This is a genomic window from Halomonas litopenaei (genome assembly GCF_017303055.1).
Classification (GTDB): Bacteria; Pseudomonadota; Gammaproteobacteria; order Pseudomonadales; family Halomonadaceae; genus Halomonas; species Halomonas litopenaei_A.
Window position 1 is genome coordinate 255,757 of sequence record NZ_JAEKJT010000007.1, and the last position, 15,772, is coordinate 271,528.

At 57.7% G+C, this 15,772-nt stretch carries 15 protein-coding genes and 1 tRNA gene; 8 read left to right on the top strand and 8 right to left on the bottom strand.

The genetic code is table 11. The annotated features are described in order from the left end of the window. Positions 1 to 6: 6 nt before the first annotated feature. From JF545_RS15475 to JF545_RS15495, 5 genes are all read right to left on the bottom strand, one after another. On the bottom strand, positions 7 to 852 hold the full coding sequence (locus JF545_RS15475) for a rhomboid family intramembrane serine protease (RefSeq protein ID WP_206943533.1): 846 nt from the start codon (positions 850 to 852) through the stop codon (positions 7 to 9). Positions 853 to 1,053: 201 nt separating this feature from the next. Next, positions 1,054 to 2,040 carry a metallophosphoesterase gene (locus JF545_RS15480; RefSeq protein WP_206943638.1) on the bottom strand — a complete coding sequence of 329 codons (987 nt, stop codon included), beginning with the start codon at positions 2,038 to 2,040 and terminating at the stop codon, positions 1,054 to 1,056. Between the two features lie 10 nt (positions 2,041 to 2,050). Beyond that, complete coding sequence (locus JF545_RS15485) at positions 2,051 to 2,932, bottom strand: NAD(+) kinase (protein WP_206943535.1); 882 nt, start codon at positions 2,930 to 2,932, stop codon at positions 2,051 to 2,053. A gap of 71 nt (positions 2,933 to 3,003) precedes the next feature. Further along, complete coding sequence (locus JF545_RS15490) at positions 3,004 to 3,873, bottom strand: DMT family transporter (protein WP_206943538.1); 870 nt, start codon at positions 3,871 to 3,873, stop codon at positions 3,004 to 3,006. 184 nt (positions 3,874 to 4,057) lie between these two features. After that, positions 4,058 to 4,699 carry a YqaE/Pmp3 family membrane protein gene (locus JF545_RS15495; RefSeq protein WP_206943540.1) on the bottom strand — a complete coding sequence of 214 codons (642 nt, stop codon included), beginning with the start codon at positions 4,697 to 4,699 and terminating at the stop codon, positions 4,058 to 4,060. A 277-nt stretch (positions 4,700 to 4,976) separates the two neighbouring features. Between JF545_RS15495 and JF545_RS15500 the strand changes: the two genes are divergently transcribed. The 8 genes from JF545_RS15500 (at position 4,977) to JF545_RS15535 (ending at position 12,215) form a co-directional block, all read left to right on the top strand. Further along, a complete protein-coding gene (locus tag JF545_RS15500) occupies positions 4,977 to 6,443 on the top strand; it encodes a dihydrolipoyl dehydrogenase (protein WP_206943541.1) in 1,467 nt (488 codons plus the stop codon). Positions 6,444 to 6,468: 25 nt separating this feature from the next. Further along, complete coding sequence (locus JF545_RS15505; protein WP_206943543.1) at positions 6,469 to 6,891, top strand: CBS domain-containing protein; 423 nt, start codon at positions 6,469 to 6,471, stop codon at positions 6,889 to 6,891. A gap of 991 nt (positions 6,892 to 7,882) precedes the next feature. Beyond that, on the top strand, positions 7,883 to 8,449 hold the full coding sequence (locus JF545_RS15510) for a helix-turn-helix domain-containing protein (RefSeq protein WP_242520896.1): 567 nt from the start codon (positions 7,883 to 7,885) through the stop codon (positions 8,447 to 8,449). Next, complete coding sequence (locus tag JF545_RS15515; RefSeq protein WP_206943544.1) at positions 8,446 to 9,171, top strand: AzlC family ABC transporter permease; 726 nt, start codon at positions 8,446 to 8,448, stop codon at positions 9,169 to 9,171. The genes JF545_RS15510 and JF545_RS15515 overlap by 4 nt, the downstream gene beginning before the upstream one ends. After that, entirely contained in the window at positions 9,168 to 9,509 is a 342-nt protein-coding gene (locus JF545_RS15520) for an AzlD domain-containing protein (protein ID WP_206943545.1), read from the top strand. The genes JF545_RS15515 and JF545_RS15520 overlap by 4 nt, the downstream gene beginning before the upstream one ends. Positions 9,510 to 9,788: 279 nt before the next feature. After that, complete coding sequence (locus JF545_RS20090; RefSeq protein WP_206943546.1) at positions 9,789 to 11,042, top strand: methyl-accepting chemotaxis protein; 1,254 nt, start codon at positions 9,789 to 9,791, stop codon at positions 11,040 to 11,042. A 269-nt stretch (positions 11,043 to 11,311) separates the two neighbouring features. Next, positions 11,312 to 11,385: transfer RNA gene (locus tag JF545_RS15530), tRNA-Gly, on the top strand. 434 nt (positions 11,386 to 11,819) lie between these two features. Further along, positions 11,820 to 12,215: a helix-turn-helix domain-containing protein gene (locus JF545_RS15535; protein ID WP_206943547.1), complete on the top strand. Its 396-nt coding sequence runs from the start codon at positions 11,820 to 11,822 to the stop codon at positions 12,213 to 12,215. A 34-nt stretch (positions 12,216 to 12,249) separates the two neighbouring features. Here the strand turns inward: JF545_RS15535 and JF545_RS15540 are convergent, their stop codons facing one another. From JF545_RS15540 to JF545_RS15550, 3 genes are all read right to left on the bottom strand, one after another. Next, on the bottom strand, positions 12,250 to 12,759 hold the full coding sequence (locus JF545_RS15540; protein WP_224907448.1) for a M15 family metallopeptidase: 510 nt from the start codon (positions 12,757 to 12,759) through the stop codon (positions 12,250 to 12,252). A gap of 169 nt (positions 12,760 to 12,928) precedes the next feature. Then, positions 12,929 to 13,228, bottom strand: coding sequence for a hypothetical protein (locus tag JF545_RS15545; RefSeq protein WP_206943548.1), 300 nt, complete (start codon positions 13,226 to 13,228; stop codon positions 12,929 to 12,931). Between the two features lie 92 nt (positions 13,229 to 13,320). Next, the gene (locus JF545_RS15550; protein WP_206943549.1) at positions 13,321 to 15,012 is read right to left on the bottom strand and encodes a glycosyl hydrolase family 28-related protein; all 1,692 of its coding nucleotides are present in this window, start codon (positions 15,010 to 15,012) and stop codon (positions 13,321 to 13,323) included. Positions 15,013 to 15,772: the final 760 nt, after the last annotated feature.

Below are 15,772 nucleotides of genomic sequence, written 5' to 3' on the forward strand. Positions count from 1 at the left end.
ATCGCTCTAGTGTCGGCGTGATGTGCGTGAATGATACCAGCCCAGCAGCAGCCCCACGAGCAATCCGCCCAGGTGAGCCTCGTTGGCCACATTGCCAAAGCCGACGAAACCCGCCAGATCGGTCATGGTGAAGATCATCCAGCCCAGCATGAACACCACCAGCATCTGGGGCACGAAGAAGCCGCTGCTGGGAGCCCGCCGAGACATCAACCAGACATACCCCAGCAGGCCAAAGTCGACGCCGGACATGCCACCAAACAGCACCGTGCCGGTGGCATACTGGGCTAGGTTGCCCGCCAGCCCCGCCAGCACGACGATGATCAGCATTCTTCCTGGCCCATTCAGGCGCTCTACCTGGCGTCCGAAGTACCACAACCACATCATGTTGAAGACCAGGTGCATCCAGCCAAAATGCAGGAAGATCGGCGACAAGGGCCGCCACACCTGCCCCGATGCCAGGGCGTCAGGAATGGTACCGACAGCAAGGGCGCCCTGACTGATGCCCAGCGGCACGATCGCCAACCAGGCAAGCACCATGTCTCCCCACACGGCGATCGCTGCAAATACCACAACGCACAGCGCCAGCGTCGCGAGCGTCACCGGATGCTGACGCAACAGCAACGCCCAATCTACCTGGCCACGCGACCTCGAGGCTGTCGGCGGAGGCATCGCCTCACCCTGTTGCCAGCGCCTGACCAGCTCGGCCGTGGCATCACGTTGCTTGAGATCGGCCAGCCACAGGGTTTGTCCCTCTTCGTCTTGCGTGATGCGATGGCTGATGCGCTGCGCCCACAGCGCCTGACGCAGTTCGCGGGTGTCGATCTCATGTGGTATCAGCAAGACCCGATACATGGCGTCTCCATGGAGTGGCGATAAACGCGCTGCACGTCATGCCTGTGTACGGGTTTCCCCATACAAATGCTGCGCATACAAAAAGTCCGGCGGAGGGGGCCGCCGGACAAGAGCAAGGGATCATTCAAGGGAACACCTATTCAGACGTCCACTTGCCCAAAGGGTTCAACTCGTCGGCAAAATTTAATGTAACGCTTTGTATCAGTCGAAAGTAATCTCCCTCGGCAGGGGTCGCTGACTGACATCTCGAGGCACTGGCACCCACACAAAATGGTTGGCATCGAGTCGCGACTCGAAGCTGTAGCGATAGGCGACCAGGCGTCCGTACTTCACCGCACTGTAGTCCAGGCAGGCCACGTTGGGGGCTGGCAGCGCCGGTATTCCTTCGCACCAGTAGTGGCCAATGAACAGCGGTGGCTCATCGGGCCCATAGTAGCCGAGGGAGGCACGCTCGGCATCGCTGAGTGGACGACTCTCGAGATCGCCGGGCAGGTTGTCCGGCTGAAACACCACATCCCCCCAGGTGACGGGGCTGTTTGCCCAGAAATGGGTGCGAAAACTGCGTCGAGTAAAGCCGTCTCCAGAATGAATCGCAATGCCCTCAGGCAATGGAATGGAACCGCCACGCGTCAGGCGCTCAAGGATACGCGACTCGAGGGTGCCATGCTGGGAGGCGCGAAGCAGAAATTCCTGATCCACACGCCCGTCAGGCCGTAGCTGCTGAAAGGCCTGGACCAGAGCCGTATCCCAGCAGGCATGCACGACACGAATGCCATCCATCTCCAGATACAGCGGAATCTCTCGGAACCAGGCAAGAGCATCGTCCCACTCCTGGGGATGATCGCGATATTGCTCAAGCGTCTCCCGAATGATGCGGTTATGACGAGGCGTATGCGGACGCAGCCATTCACGGCCATGGCCTGGCGGCGCCTTCTGGGTGTAGGTCAAGGCGCTGATTTCGTGATTGCCAAGCACAATGTAGGCTTCGCCCTCCTCCACCATGCGTCGCGCAATGGTGACCGCCAGGCGAATACGCGGTCCGCGATCGATAAGATCGCCAAGGAAGATGACCTTGCGATGGGGGTGGCGATAGACGCCATTGCGCAGGTGATAGCCAAGACGCTCGAGCAGCGTTGCCAGGGTCGCCCCGCAGCCGTGCACATCGCCGATCAGATCGTAACCGTCCAGTCGACTCACCTCAGTCTCCCAACCTGTTGCTCCAGCCCAGCTTACTGCGCAGGACGTCGTAAAAATTGTGCCCGAGGGGGTGTACGAGCTGAACGTTCTGAGGCTTGCGGCGAATCACCAGGACATCGTCGGGCTTGGCGACGGCACGGGTCTGCCCATCGCAGCTGATGTGCGGGTAGGTCTGGTTGGTCTCACCGATATGACAGCGGATCTCGCAATCGGCATCGATGACGATGGGGCGACTCGACAGGGTATGGGGAAACATGGGGACCAGGGTCACCACGTCGAGCTTGGGATGCATGATCGGGCCGCCACCGGACATCGCATAGGCGGTAGATCCAGTGGGTGTCGCGACAATCAGACCGTCGCTACGCTGGCTGTAAACGAACTGACCATCAATGAACAGTTCGAACTCGATCATGCGCACCGCCTTGCCCGGGTGCAGCACGATCTCGTTCAGCGCATCGCCGCTGCCGACCAACGCATCACCACGATACAGCTCGGCGTCCAGCAAAAAGCGCTGCTCGACCTCGTAATGGCCCGCCAGCACCTCCCCTACCCGGGCTTCCAGCTCGTCTGGCGAGATATCGGTCAGAAAGCCCAGCCTGCCTCGATTGACCCCTAGCACCAAGGTTCCGCTGCGACACAGGGTGCGCGCGGCTCCCAGCAAACTGCCATCGCCACCGACGACAATCACCAGGTCGCACAGCTCGCCAAGCATGCGTCTACTGGCCTCGGCATGGCCTCTTTCCAACAGCGCTGACGCCGTGCGATCTTCAATGATGACGTGGTACCCGCCATCATCCAGAAACCGAATCAGGCGTTTCAGGGTCTCGACCACCTTGGCGCTGCCCAGGCGCCCGATCAGCCCGATGTTCTTGAACGATTGCATCCACGCATCCTTCCCTTGACGACCGCTCATTATGGCGAGGGGGACGCGGCGGGGCAAACGAGGCCTGACGCTTACACCAACGCTTGGCCTCGACGCCGCTGCCACCAACCATTCAGCCACAGCGAGGCGGCGATGATCGCGCCACCCAGCAGCAAGCGCGGCAGGTCAGCGTCGCGATTCCAGATCACCAGGTTCACGACCAGGCCCGCGGGGATCAGCATGTTGTTCATGATGGCCAAGGCTCCGGCGTCCACCCTGACGGCGCCCAGGTTCCACAGGAAAAAGCCGAGCCCTGAGGCAACCAGCCCCAGCCACAGCAGTACGCCCCATTGGGTCAAGGTCGTGGGCAGGCTGCTGCTGTCGCCCAACAGGGCAAAGGCCGGCAGCGCCACACAGGCAGCGCCAAGGTAGAACCAGGCGAACACGCTGTGACGCGGCAGTTCCTCCGGAAGCGCCGCGGACAGCCGCCGGTAACCGACCTGGCCCAGCGCAAAACAGAGGTTCGCCCCCTGGACGACAAGAAAGCCCAACCAGAAGTCCTCGTTGACGCCGTGGTAGCGAATGACCGCCGCCCCCAACACCGCCAAGCCCGCCGTGACCAGGTGAAAAGGGGTGAATCGGGAAAACGCCAGGTCGTCCAGAACAGCGATGTAAAGCGGAGTGAAGATGGTGAACAGCAGGACTTCAGGTACCGACAGCAGCAAGAACGATTGATAGAAGAAGATGTACATCACGCCCAATTGGACGGCACCCAGCGCCATCAGGATCAGGCGCTGCTGACCTGCCAGCAGGCGTGGCTTGAGCAGGGGCAGAAAGACCAGTGCCGCCAGGCTGACGCGCAGCATCACGGCAAAATAGCTGTCTACCTGGCCGGCGAGATAGACACCGATCAGCGAAAACGAAAATGCCCAAAGGACAGTGACCACGACCAGATAGCCCACCGTAAACTCCTTCCGCCTAAAAAGTTTACGGGAGTATACGCGATACCCAGCAAGCGCTGAACAGATCCGACGAACGCGATGAAGTCCACAACACCTCCAGCGCAGCGCCGCAGCGCCCACGCTGTCAGTTTAGAACGTCATCGCCTGTCGCCTTAGCCTCAGCGGGTGTGGCGGTGAGCTGGCATCAGTGATTGATGCGCTTCAGCCACCAGGCGCCATACAACACGCCGGGCAACCAACCCAGCAAGGTCAGCAGAAAGGCAATGGAGACGCGGCGCGCCCCACCCTCAGTGACAGCGACGGCCAGTGGAGGGACCAACAGCACCAGCAGCATCAGCGCGAGCCTGGCTGCCGGAGACGCCATCAAGGCCGATGCCACTTGGGACTCACTATTGGTCGCCTTACCCGAGGCCTTGCTGTCCGTATCACTTACCCCATGCTGGTTGGCCTCTGCGGTGGGTGTGTTCGAGGCCGCGTCATCTGTGGCTGGCTCACTCGACGTCTTTTCCTCGGCCCCCCCGTCTTGCTTTATCGGGGGAAGGTATTGCTCCACCCCCGACGCCTGTGACGATGGCTTATCGGCTTCGGTCGGTGACGCCTGACGATGGGCATCAACGTCGATCTTCTGTTCCAGCCGATCCGCGCCCTCAGCCAGCACCTCGTGATAGCGCTCCCAGTCCTCCCAGTCATGGGGCGTGCCCGCCTTGGGACGGTGGTCGTTGGACTCACGAGCACGATCCCAGGCCTTTTCTTCCAGGGTGTTGGGGCGCTCTCGATCTCGTTCGCCATCAAGCCCTTTACGGGCTAGATATTCACGCGCATCCACGGATCCGTTTCCTCCTCATTCTGTCATGGTCATCGGCACGGGAGCCCAATGATCGACGCGGCAAGGCGCCTGTGTCGCCGCCCTTTGTCACGCCAGCACCCTCAACCTCATCGAGGGCCGTCACGGGTCTGATCGTGCAAGTGTGCCAATGCAGGCTTTGATGTAACAGTGACGCCTGATCTATGGGGCAATGAGTACCTCCTGTCCTACCTTTTTGATAGAGGCTGTGCCTATGGGTTCCCTTACCCCAGGCTGCCATCGCTCAAGGAGACATATCATGCAGGAAAGACAGGTCGATATCGCAATTATCGGTGCAGGAAGCGCCGGACTCGGCGCCTGGCACGCAGCCCGCCAGCACACCGACAAGCTGGTGCTGATCGAGTCGGGGGCATTCGGCACGACATGTGCGCGGGTGGGATGCATGCCGTCGAAACTGCTGATATCGGCAGCCGATGTGGCGCACCAAGCCAACGACGCCGAAGGCTTCGGTATCAAGGTCAGCGGTGTCAGCGTCGATGGCCGGGCAGTGATGGAACGCTTGAGACGTGAGCGCGACCGCTTCGTAGGCAGCGTGATGTCGTCAATGTCCCGCATCGAGGACGAAGATCGCATCCTGGGAGCGGCCCGCTTTGAAGATGCCACCACGCTGGTGGTGGGCGAGCACACGCGCATCAAGGCCAAGCGCATTGTCATTGCCACCGGCTCTCGCCCTTCCTGGCCCGATTTCCTCAATGGTGCAGGTGACCGACTGATCATCAATGACGACCTGTTCGAGTGGCAGGATCTACCGGAGTCGGTGGTGGTCTTTGGTCCCGGCGTCATCGGGCTTGAGCTGGGCCAGGCGCTCAGTCATCTGGGCGTCAGGGTGCGCATGTTCGGCGTGGGTGGGGCGATTGGTCCGCTGGGTGACCCTGAGCTCAAGCAGGTAGCCGACAGGACTTTCAATGACGACTTCCCGCTGGATCCGGACGCCACGGTCAAACGCGTAGCGCGTGAGGGAGACCAGGTGGTGGTGACCTTCCACTGCCGCGACAGCGACACCGAAAAGAGCGAACGTTTCGACTACCTGCTGGCCGCCACGGGACGCAGACCGAATGTGGATCGCCTGGACCTTCACAAGACGGGGCTCGAGCTTAACGAGCGCGGTGTACCGCTGTTTGACCGGCTTACCATGCAGTGTCGCTTTGATGACGGCCAAGCGGCTCCCATCTTTATCGCCGGCGATGCCAATCAGGACCTGCCCTTGCTGCACGAGGCCTCCGATGAAGGACGTATCGCTGGAGACAATGCTGGTCGCTACCCGGAGATCCGAGCCGGGCGGCGACGCACACCGTTGGCAGTTGTCTTTACCGATCCACAGATGGCAAGCGCGGGGATGGGCTACGCTGAATTGAAGCGTCGGGATGAACACCTGAGCAACGTGGCCATCGGAGAGGTCTCCTTTGAGGATCAGGGACGCTCCACAGTGATGCGTCAGAACCGGGGCAAGCTGCGGCTCTACGCTGAACACGGCACAGGAATTCTCCTCGGCGCGGAAATGTTCGGCCCTCGGGCGGAACACCTGGGCCACCTGCTGGCCTGGTCCATCGACCAACGACTGACCGTTGACCGTCTGCTGGAAATGCCTTTCTACCATCCGGTGGTGGAGGAAGGCCTGAGAACTGCGCTGAGGGATCTGAATGTCAGCCTGCGCAGAGGTCCAGCCATCACCGAGCGCTGCCTGGAATGCGGCCCCGGGGCTTGACGGTCAAGCACACAGGAGAGCGGCTATGCCACACAAGGCACCTCCATCTATCGTCCGCGACATCATGTCGAAGGACTGCTACCGCGTCAGCGGCCAGACGTCCATCTCTACCCTCGCGGAAGGACTGGCGCTGCATCGATTGCCAGGTGCACCGGTCGTGGATAGCGGCGACCACCTTGTCGGCTTCATTTCGGAGCAGGACGTACTCGGCAAGGTGATAGAAAGCCTGTATCTGGACCATGAAGCCCCGCTGGTCAGTGAACTGATGCGCAACGAAGTCCTTTCAGTGTCACCCACCAAGAGCATCGTCGACCTGGCCCAGGAAATGCTCGGTGCTAAGCCCAAGGTCTACCCGGTGACCGAACAGGGCCGGCTCGTCGGCATCGTGACACGTCGCGACGTGCTTAACGCGGTGCTATCGATGCGTCGTCATCAACGTAGCGCCTGACGCACTTGCTGACTGTCCTCTTCCCCTGCTGGGTCGCCCCTGTGGGGGGAGAGGGTTTCAGTCCCCCATCGCAGCCCCACGAAAGATGGCGTGCTGCTTGCTCGGCCCTTCGTTTCTCGCCCTTCCTTTCTCCCCCCAGACCTTCTCGCCCAGACCTTGGCGCCAAACCAGCCCCTGATGCCTTGAGCAACGTCTTATGGCAGGACTCATACCAGTCTATTATCCTGTCGTCCGGCTGTGCGCAGAAGGCTGCTCGCCCCTCGTCTCCCGCCATTCGCGCCAGGCCCTTGGTTATAAGCCCTTGGCCAGCCAACCTTGGTGTCTGTCGACCTGCCGTCGGCGCACGCCCGTAGCTCAGCTGGCGCAAAAAAAACGCCCCATGGAAGCCATGGGGCGCAACGATCGATTTAGCAAACCAGATCAACACTGCTAACGACTGCCATCGCGCATGCTGTCTGTACCACATATGACAGTCGTCACCAGAAAAGTTCTCCTTTCACCAGAATTTTTTTTTCCTGCTTTCTGGCAAAACCAGCACAGAAACGCACGAACGGACCTCACCCTCCCCTCCCACTGCGTACTCAGACCATGGTAGATGGCGACATCAACGCCGCTATAAAGGGCTTACCCGCCGACGCTCCTGGGGGGTGATCTCCACCGCTGCGACGGGCGGTTACCCATCGTTCGTATCGCGAGACGCCAACACCAGCGCAGGTGGGCACTAACACAGGTGGGTATCAACGCAGGCGGGCAGAGACGCCCCCTGCGCCGTTTCGTTGCCGGCGCCCAGAGCGGAGCGCACAGCGGCAGAACACGGCTCAGCGCCCAGGGTTGACGACACGGCACAAAGACGGCTATGTTCCATTTATCGAACGTTCTATTTATCGAACGCTCTAGCCTTCGAGCGCCCAGGTGACGAACGCTTCGTTGAGCGAACACTGTAACGTCACAGTGAACCATCCATCGAGCGATCGCCTAATGGAACGCGCCCATGATTGACGACCACCTCCGCCTGGACCCCATGCCGGAAGCCTCTATCGACGCTGAGGCCCTGGGTCGCCACCTTCAGCAGTTGCGGGAAACCCGAGGCTGGTCCTTGTCACGTCTCGCTAACGACGCAGGGATTGCTAAATCGAATCTGTGCCGTCTGGAGCAGGGAAACGGTAATCCCACGCTGGATACCCTCTGGCGACTGGCGGCACAGTTGGAGGTGCCTTTCGGCACGCTGATCAAGCCCGTCACTGCTGTACTCGACGACCAAGGCGTGCAGATCCAATTGATCGACCAGGGACACGACCGCCCCAGTGTCGATGTCTACTGGATGCACCTGGACGCTCAGGTAGAACGCTGGAGTCTCGGTCACCCCAAAGGCGTTAGAGAGACCATCACCGTGATCTCGGGCAGCCTCTGCACCGGCGCAGAGGCACTGACAAGGACGCTAGCACCCGGCGACAGCCACAGCTTTGCTGCAGACGGCCCTCACCTGTACGCCACCGAGGATCAAGCCTCTTCGGCAATCGTCACCATCGTCTACCCATCAAGGACTGTACCGACATGACGACCACCTCTCCCCCGTTGACCGCGAGCGCCTGGCTGGTCGGGGTACGCGAAGCCATTCCGCTGCTGGGTGGTTACATTCCCATCGCTATCTCCTTTGGGCTGGTGGCCGTACAGGCTGGCTTCACTACATGGGAAGCCGTCGCCATCTCGACGCTGATCTACGCCGGAGCGTCCCAGTTTGTCTTTGTCGGCATGGCAGCAGCAGGAGCTCCGCTGTGGCTGGTGGTCGGGATGACACTGCTGATCAACCTGCGCCACGTGGTCTACGCACCCAATCTGGCGGCTCATATGTCTTCCAGCCGATGGTGGCCTGCGCTGATGCATGGCCTGACCGATCAAGTCTTTGCATTGGCATTGACACGCTTGCCACAGTTGCCCAGCGAGCAGAGGCTGGGCTGGTACAGCGGTGCGGCGCTGCTCGCCTGGTTCGCCTGGATTGCCGGAACTGCCGCTGGCGCGATAGGAGGAGAGTGGGTCGTCCAGCGCTGGCCATTGCTCGGTGAGGTAATGCCGTTCGCCTTGCCGGCTCTGTTTCTGGTTCTGGTAGCGCCCCGCATGAGCAACTTTCGCTGGGCCTGCGCCACCATTGTTACCGTGCTTGCCGGTCTTGCCCTCGCCCTTGGCGGGATTGCCAATGCGGGTATCCCCTTGGCCGCCTTGACTGGCGCGCTGTGCTTCTACACCGTCAAGCATGCCCCCACCCGGAGACGCTGCGCATGAGCATGGAACTCTGGCTGGCCGTCGCCGCCACCACCGTCGGTACCCTGCTGATGCGCATGCTGCCGCTCATCTGGATGCGCAAACGTCTGTCGCGTTCAAGCGCTGAAGCGGGCGTCGATACGTTGCCACAGTGGCTGTCTGTACTGGGGCCTCTGATGATCGCTGCCGTGCTGGGTGTGTCGCTTGCACCGAGCCAGAACACCCTGGCTGGCTGGACCGCTACCCTGCTGGGAGTCCTGGCGACCTTGATCACCTGGCGTCGGACTCGATCCCTTGGCTGGCCAGTCGCCGTGGGCGTCGCGGCCTATGGCGCAACGTTACTGTTGTCGGGGCTGTAACGCGGTCGGCCAAGCAGCGCACTGCCTTGACGCCAACCCTATATCTTCTTCCTAACCATGACTAATGCTTAAGCATGAATCACTTCATTTATCTAATACTTTAGCAGCACAGCCAAAGCGTGAGTCACAGCATCGCCACCGATGACGTTTGCAACGTTTACGCGTGATTTTTCCCTGATATGCCCTAAATAACTGACATATCGAGAGAAAAGTCCTTCAGACCTGCGCCCTGCCGCCGATACCTCGGAAGCATCCCCTTTTCGCTTCCGAGGCTTTCCCATGGTTCTGGCAAGAAGAACAAGCGCGCTGCGATATGCGCTCAACAGCCACACCGCCTGCATCACCTTCCTCCCGAACGGCACCATCCTTGACGCCAGCGCCCACTTTCTCAGCACGGTTGGCTATCGGCTCGAGCAGGTCAAAGGGCAGCATCACCGCATGTTATGTCCTGACAGTGTGGTGTCATCGCCTTCCTATCAGGCGTTCTGGCAAGCACTGGCCAACGGCAAGCCTGCCAGCGGTACCTTCGAGCGCATCGATGCCGACGGTAATACGCTCTGGCTAGAGGCAAGCTACCTGCCCATCAAGAACCGCCGGGGTAAGGTGAAGCGCATTCTCAAGATCGCCAGCAACGTCACTCGGCAACGGCTTTCAGCGGCCGGCCAAAGTGCCATTCTCGACGCCCTGGATGGCTCCATGGCGATGATCGAATTCACTCCCGATGGCTATATCACCAACGCCAACACCAACTTCCTGTCGGCAATGGGTTACACGCTCGAGGAGATTCAGGGCCAGCATCACCGCATGTTCTGTGACGACGCCTTTTACCTTGAGTACCCACACTTCTGGCAGGAGCTAAGCAGCAACCACTACAAACAGGGAAGGTTCCAGCGGTTCACTGCCACGGGGCAGCCCATCTGGCTGGAGGCCACCTACAACCCTGTGACCGATGCAGCAGGCAGGGTATGTCGCATCATCAAATTCGCCACCGATATTACCCGAGCGGTGGCAACCGAGGATGCTGCGAGAGCTGCTGCACAAGCGGCTCGCGTCACGGCGAAGCAGACCGAGTCGATTGCCGCAGGAGGGCTTGAGCAGCTCCAGCAAGCGGTAGCCGCTGCCCGGCAGGCCAGCTCGGATATCAAGGCAACCCAGGCCATCGTGATCGCTTTAGAGGAACAGACGCGAGCGATCAACGCCATTACGGCATCTATTTCCTCCATCGCACATCAAACCAACCTGCTGGCCCTTAACGCCGCCGTGGAAGCCGCAAGAGCAGGCGACCACGGTAAGGGGTTTGCCGTGGTCGCCCAGGAAGTTCGCTCACTCTCCCAGGGGTCTACCCAGGCGGCATCGAGAATCGCCGACGTACTCCACGAAAACAACGAGCGGATACGCCTCGCCAGCAAGAAGATGACCGAGATCGTCAGTGTAAGTGAATCGAGTCAAGCGAGCGTCAGCGACGCCCAGCAGGTCATTGAGGAGATCATGGAGGGTGCTCGTCGCATTTCCACTGCGGTAAGTGCGCTCTAACCATCATAGAACCTGGCGAAGCGGCCTTGAGCCCTTTGCCAGGCATTCTGTCAGCCATCCCATCAGTAAAAGGGACCCTCAGGGGCCACATCCTGCATGCTGGAACAGGACCGCATATCGGCAACATCGGCGGCAAGATCGACGACAAAGGCGACTCTCGCGTCAGCCATATAGCGACCAGGCGGTCGCGGTGATGATAGGCCGGAGCCGGCATGCCCCGTCTTTTTCTTGCAGGCTTAAGCAACTGAGTTTACTATCGAAACCGCCTTGCGGGTGTAGCTCAATGGTAGAGCAGAAGCTTCCCAAGCTTAAGACGAGGGTTCGATTCCCTTCACCCGCTCCAGCGCCCTCGTCCTCCCGGTCCTCTCGCACCACCTCTTACCTTGTTTAACCAACACCTCGCTATTGGCAAAAAGCAGCGCTTCGTTTGCACGACTCCGCAGTGTCTACCGAACGCCTTTCCGGCATTATTGAGTCATCAATGTCCCCTCGCCCAGGCAGCTGTGATGTCGCCAATCTTCCTGGCATGCATCATCTTTCCCTGCAACACCTCGCAACGAATGGCAGTTCCTTGAACCAAATAATAGTGAAGGCCCCATCATTCCTACCGTACCGATGCCTGCCACTCGACTAGCATATTCAAGAAATGTGCTGGCCGCCCCCTTCCGTTATATGCTTGTTCTCCCAAAATCCGTCTCTTAATATCCAATAACACCAATGTTTGACAACACCTTTTCTCGGCAACGTTGAATGACGACCTATCGGAAGGGGAAAGATATGAGTGATCAAAACATAAAAGACGCCAGATCACATCTTCGTGAACGCGTACAGGCTCTCGTGCTTGATGCGATGCATCGCCATGGCTGGAGTCAGGCAGAGCTGGCTCGCAAGGCAAATATGCCAAGAAATTGCATCAGCCTTTATGCCAGAGGAAAGTCTATACCCAGTAGTGAGTATGCAACACGTCTGGCAAAGGTTCTTGCAGTAACACCGGGCGAACTCACCGGCATTACACAGGCTGATGAAAAAGCGCCGCACGCCGAGTGGATTGATATACGAAACACAGAGAATGGCTATTACTTGCTATCCTTTCAGAAAGAGCTGACCGCCTCACAGCTGACTCAGTTTCTGGAGCTGATCGACAAGATTGATCAGAGAAAAGGGGCGACATGACACATGTAGCCCCTGGCGCGTTATCGTGTAACGACTATAAGGGATAGTACTCCCATGGAAGCTGAAAATGCGGCCCATCCTTGAGACTCTTCCAGTCCCCTCCCCACTCAACGGGTACGCCCAGCCGCGAGGAAGAGGCTTTCATTGCGTCAGCAATCGCCCGATAGTCGGGCCACTCCCAAGAGGCGCGGCCATCCTTGAGTGCCACAAGATCTACAGCATGCCCGGTAAGATGCCGGCTATTGAGCGTCTTCGTCACCCCCAATGCCAATAACGCCCGCTGTCTCTCCAGCGTTCGAACGCCTTCATTCACAAAGAAATCAATCTGACTTAGCGTAATGCAGCGGTACACCAACGCTTGCAGGTCAGGATGAACACCGGCAAGGTTGTCGACACTCCGCTTCCCAAGCGAAAAACCGGAAGGCCTGTCGTGCTGCCCAGCGTTGTAGTCACTACTTCCTTTGGTATTTCTGCTATTTCTCTCTAATGTCGTCATCATGACACCACCTGCTATCACCGTATCACTTACATACAAAAAACTCATTCAAGATCACTTTTTAGCATTACCGTACCACTCGAACATTATCACCTCATCAATCACTGCGCTGTGTGCCGTCGGCTTCAAACATGTAACCAGGAAGTCCTCGATCACACGACACCAGTACGTTAGCCCTAGATTGGCTGTCGACGGTTATCATGGCTAACCATGCAAACTACTTGACGACCATACGCTCGATCAGATGAATCGCCCACCGGCCGATAAAGGATGGACCGACTCTTCCTAACATCACCGCCACAGCGATTTCTGTCCAATTCTTGAGATAGAAGTAATCACTTAATCCTATACTTACGACCACTAACAGGATCCCACCGCAGACTTCCGTTGCAACAAGAGGCACATTTAACTTGGTAATGTCTCTTTTGCGAAAGCTATCCAACCATCTGACGATGGAACCAAGCGCTACCGCGCCGCTGGTATAAAGCAGCATCACCGCATCATGAGTTCCATCCATTTTTGATATTCCTGAGGTTCGTCCAACCCAGATGCCTCAGACGTGCAGCGGGCAGCCATCACCTGTCAGGTGGCGACTGCCCCTCCGTCTAGTCAATGAACATCCTCTACGACCGCCAGTTTCCTGACCCTTCCCGACATATCCTTGATCTCGATGGATCCTGTGATAGCCGCCGAGGTAGTTGGCGAAAAGCGCCCGAACCTGACATGCCCTGCTCCCGATGATAGGAGCGCGATATCCTGGTCTGGATAGGCATCATCTGTGCTCGTTGCCCTGATACCCACCCAGCGCTTATCAGCCCCCGTAGAAAACGCCTCAAGCTGATTGACTGCCTGCCCTTTTCCAGCACCATTTATTAGCTTAAGCACTGGCCCTGCTTCGACTGAGAATAGAATATTACGGGAAGACAACGACCACCCGTTTACCTCTGAGCGTGTCAGCGAGACATCCCCGGGCCCCTGCTCCAGAGCATTTCCCTGGACAGCTGAGTCCACAACGCCTTCCGTTACCACGTTGGTAATGACATTATCTCTAGACGCCATCGTGTCCACCGATATACCCGATCGAACACACACGATGTTCGACAGGACATTACATTCCCCGCCCTGCAGCTGAATGCCGCGATTTTGGTCGAGATCAGGCCGAAAGTCATCGCCAAGGCTACTCAACACCACCACATCAGATAGAGTACTGTAACTTGTCGTCATTAACAGTGCACAATACTCCTTCATTGCCTTGCCATTGGTGCTGTTAGCCCTGCTACCATCACACCTCCGCTGAAGAAAAAAGCAGTTAGAGATATTATTGTATTTGCTCATATGGTGTAGACCTGCTTGAGAGGCCTCCATCCAAATGCCATACTGCTCACAGGAATAATGCCCACCACGTATACTAAAGTTATTCGATGGCGTTATCAGGTCATGGAAGTGAATTCCCACATTAGCTGCAACCACTACTCCATCGACCCAATTATCTCCTTCACTCTGTCCGGATATTGAAAACCCAGTCTTCATCCGATAGACATCGACTTTAGAGAATACTACTCCTGTACTACTGCAGACATCTACGCCAATAGTGTTGGTATCATAGTTGTCAATACTGGAGCGCTCTTTACCATATATAAAGACAGAACTAAGAATAGACTTGTCGGCATTCTCCATCCGTATTGCCGTCTTCCATTCGTAATTATTCACACCCACTGAAGACGTATCAAACCCATGAAACTTCAGGTTTTGGAGGAAGAAGGCTGGGGGTTTCGGACCAGATTGGTCATGTGACACTAGCGTTAAGCCAGTATGAATGCCTCTCGACTTGGCAAGAAACCCTAGCTCCGAGATAACAGCAGTATCCCTTCCCGTATCTGTCGTTGTGCCTAGGGTAATCCCACCCTGCAAGAAAACGAGTTCGGTTGAACGTGACCCATCTCCTTTAAGAGAGACCACCTTGTTGATCAGCAGCGGCGCACTGACAAGGTAAACGCCACTGGGAAAGTACACCGTTTGCCCGATGCCCGCGGCCTCAATGGCCGCTGCAATGGCGGGACCATCATCGGTCACACCGTCAGCCACGGCTCCGTAGTCCCTCACATTGATGTACTCGTGAAATCTCTCGGCCAAGGTCCTTGGCACGCCGCCGGCAGGTGTCGTGACAGATACGCTACCGATATCTCCTACCTCGACAGTCCCGGCGTGAACCGCCCGCGCCGACGCTGGCGCCCTGACGGTATCACGAACAATAATCGGAGATCCTTCAGACAACAGTTTATCAATATGGTGTGTAGCCATTTCCGTACGCTCCCGACATTCTCGCTAGCGCGAATGTCGTTTTCTCGCCGGTGCCAGGCGAGTTATTGCCAGGCCAGTTCAACCAGCACCACACCTTTCCATTGCCCGTTAGCTTCATAGGCCATGGTTAACATTAAACTGGCAAGGTCGTGCTTCAGAGATATGCCCTCCAATGCTCAATAACACTCTTCCCAACTGACAATGGCATACCGACTTCTTCACGGTGATGATGTCGCATTGATAACGCGACACTCTGAAATGTATTATGCGAAATACACACTGTAAACCTCACCACCACTAACAGGGTAGCTACATCTATCCTTTACTTACCCAGGTGGCAGCACGCCAGTTAGCGAACAATCCATAAGTGCGATACCAAGACGCAGATATACAAGCCTCTGAAAGGCAAAGGATATATTCATTCCACCTTGGCCATCATGATGACGTAAAGCCCTGAAGGTAAAGCACGCTGTACTTTTCAATGAGATAACACTCACCTACCACTGGGCTCGGCCAGGAGACAGCCACGTCAAGGCGATAAGTTGCTGAAAGTCCATGCATCTAAGATGACTTGTTGACGGGATGTGTTACATAGGAATTCGAACCATCGCCCATCAGAGCGATGTATGACGCGCAAGATGGTAGGCTGACTAGCCCACGTTGATAGCGCCACGTTACCTCACTTGGCCACCGCTTTTAGACTCCTTCCACCAAACGATATGTGCAGCTTGATGCGAACTTGTATGCGACTGCAATGCTG

What these genes read in the sequence shown, in the direction of transcription:
- JF545_RS15545 (WP_206943548.1), bottom strand. Translation starts at nt 13,228, where the DNA reads ATGGATGGAACTCATGATGCGGTGATGCTGCTTTATACCAGCGGCGCG.
- JF545_RS20090 (WP_206943546.1), top strand. Translation starts at nt 9,789, where the DNA reads ATGGTTCTGGCAAGAAGAACAAGCGCGCTGCGATATGCGCTCAACAGC.
- JF545_RS15475 (WP_206943533.1), bottom strand. Translation starts at nt 852, where the DNA reads ATGTATCGGGTCTTGCTGATACCACATGAGATCGACACCCGCGAACTG.
- JF545_RS15515 (WP_206943544.1), top strand. Translation starts at nt 8,446, where the DNA reads ATGACGACCACCTCTCCCCCGTTGACCGCGAGCGCCTGGCTGGTCGGG.
- JF545_RS15520 (WP_206943545.1), top strand. Translation starts at nt 9,168, where the DNA reads ATGAGCATGGAACTCTGGCTGGCCGTCGCCGCCACCACCGTCGGTACC.
- JF545_RS15510 (WP_242520896.1), top strand. Translation starts at nt 7,883, where the DNA reads ATGATTGACGACCACCTCCGCCTGGACCCCATGCCGGAAGCCTCTATC.
- JF545_RS15505 (WP_206943543.1), top strand. Translation starts at nt 6,469, where the DNA reads ATGCCACACAAGGCACCTCCATCTATCGTCCGCGACATCATGTCGAAG.
- JF545_RS15485 (WP_206943535.1), bottom strand. Translation starts at nt 2,932, where the DNA reads ATGCAATCGTTCAAGAACATCGGGCTGATCGGGCGCCTGGGCAGCGCC.
- JF545_RS15540 (WP_224907448.1), bottom strand. Translation starts at nt 12,759, where the DNA reads ATGAGTTTTTTGTATGTAAGTGATACGGTGATAGCAGGTGGTGTCATG.
- JF545_RS15500 (WP_206943541.1), top strand. Translation starts at nt 4,977, where the DNA reads ATGCAGGAAAGACAGGTCGATATCGCAATTATCGGTGCAGGAAGCGCC.
- JF545_RS15550 (WP_206943549.1), bottom strand. Translation starts at nt 15,012, where the DNA reads ATGGCTACACACCATATTGATAAACTGTTGTCTGAAGGATCTCCGATT.
- JF545_RS15535 (WP_206943547.1), top strand. Translation starts at nt 11,820, where the DNA reads ATGAGTGATCAAAACATAAAAGACGCCAGATCACATCTTCGTGAACGC.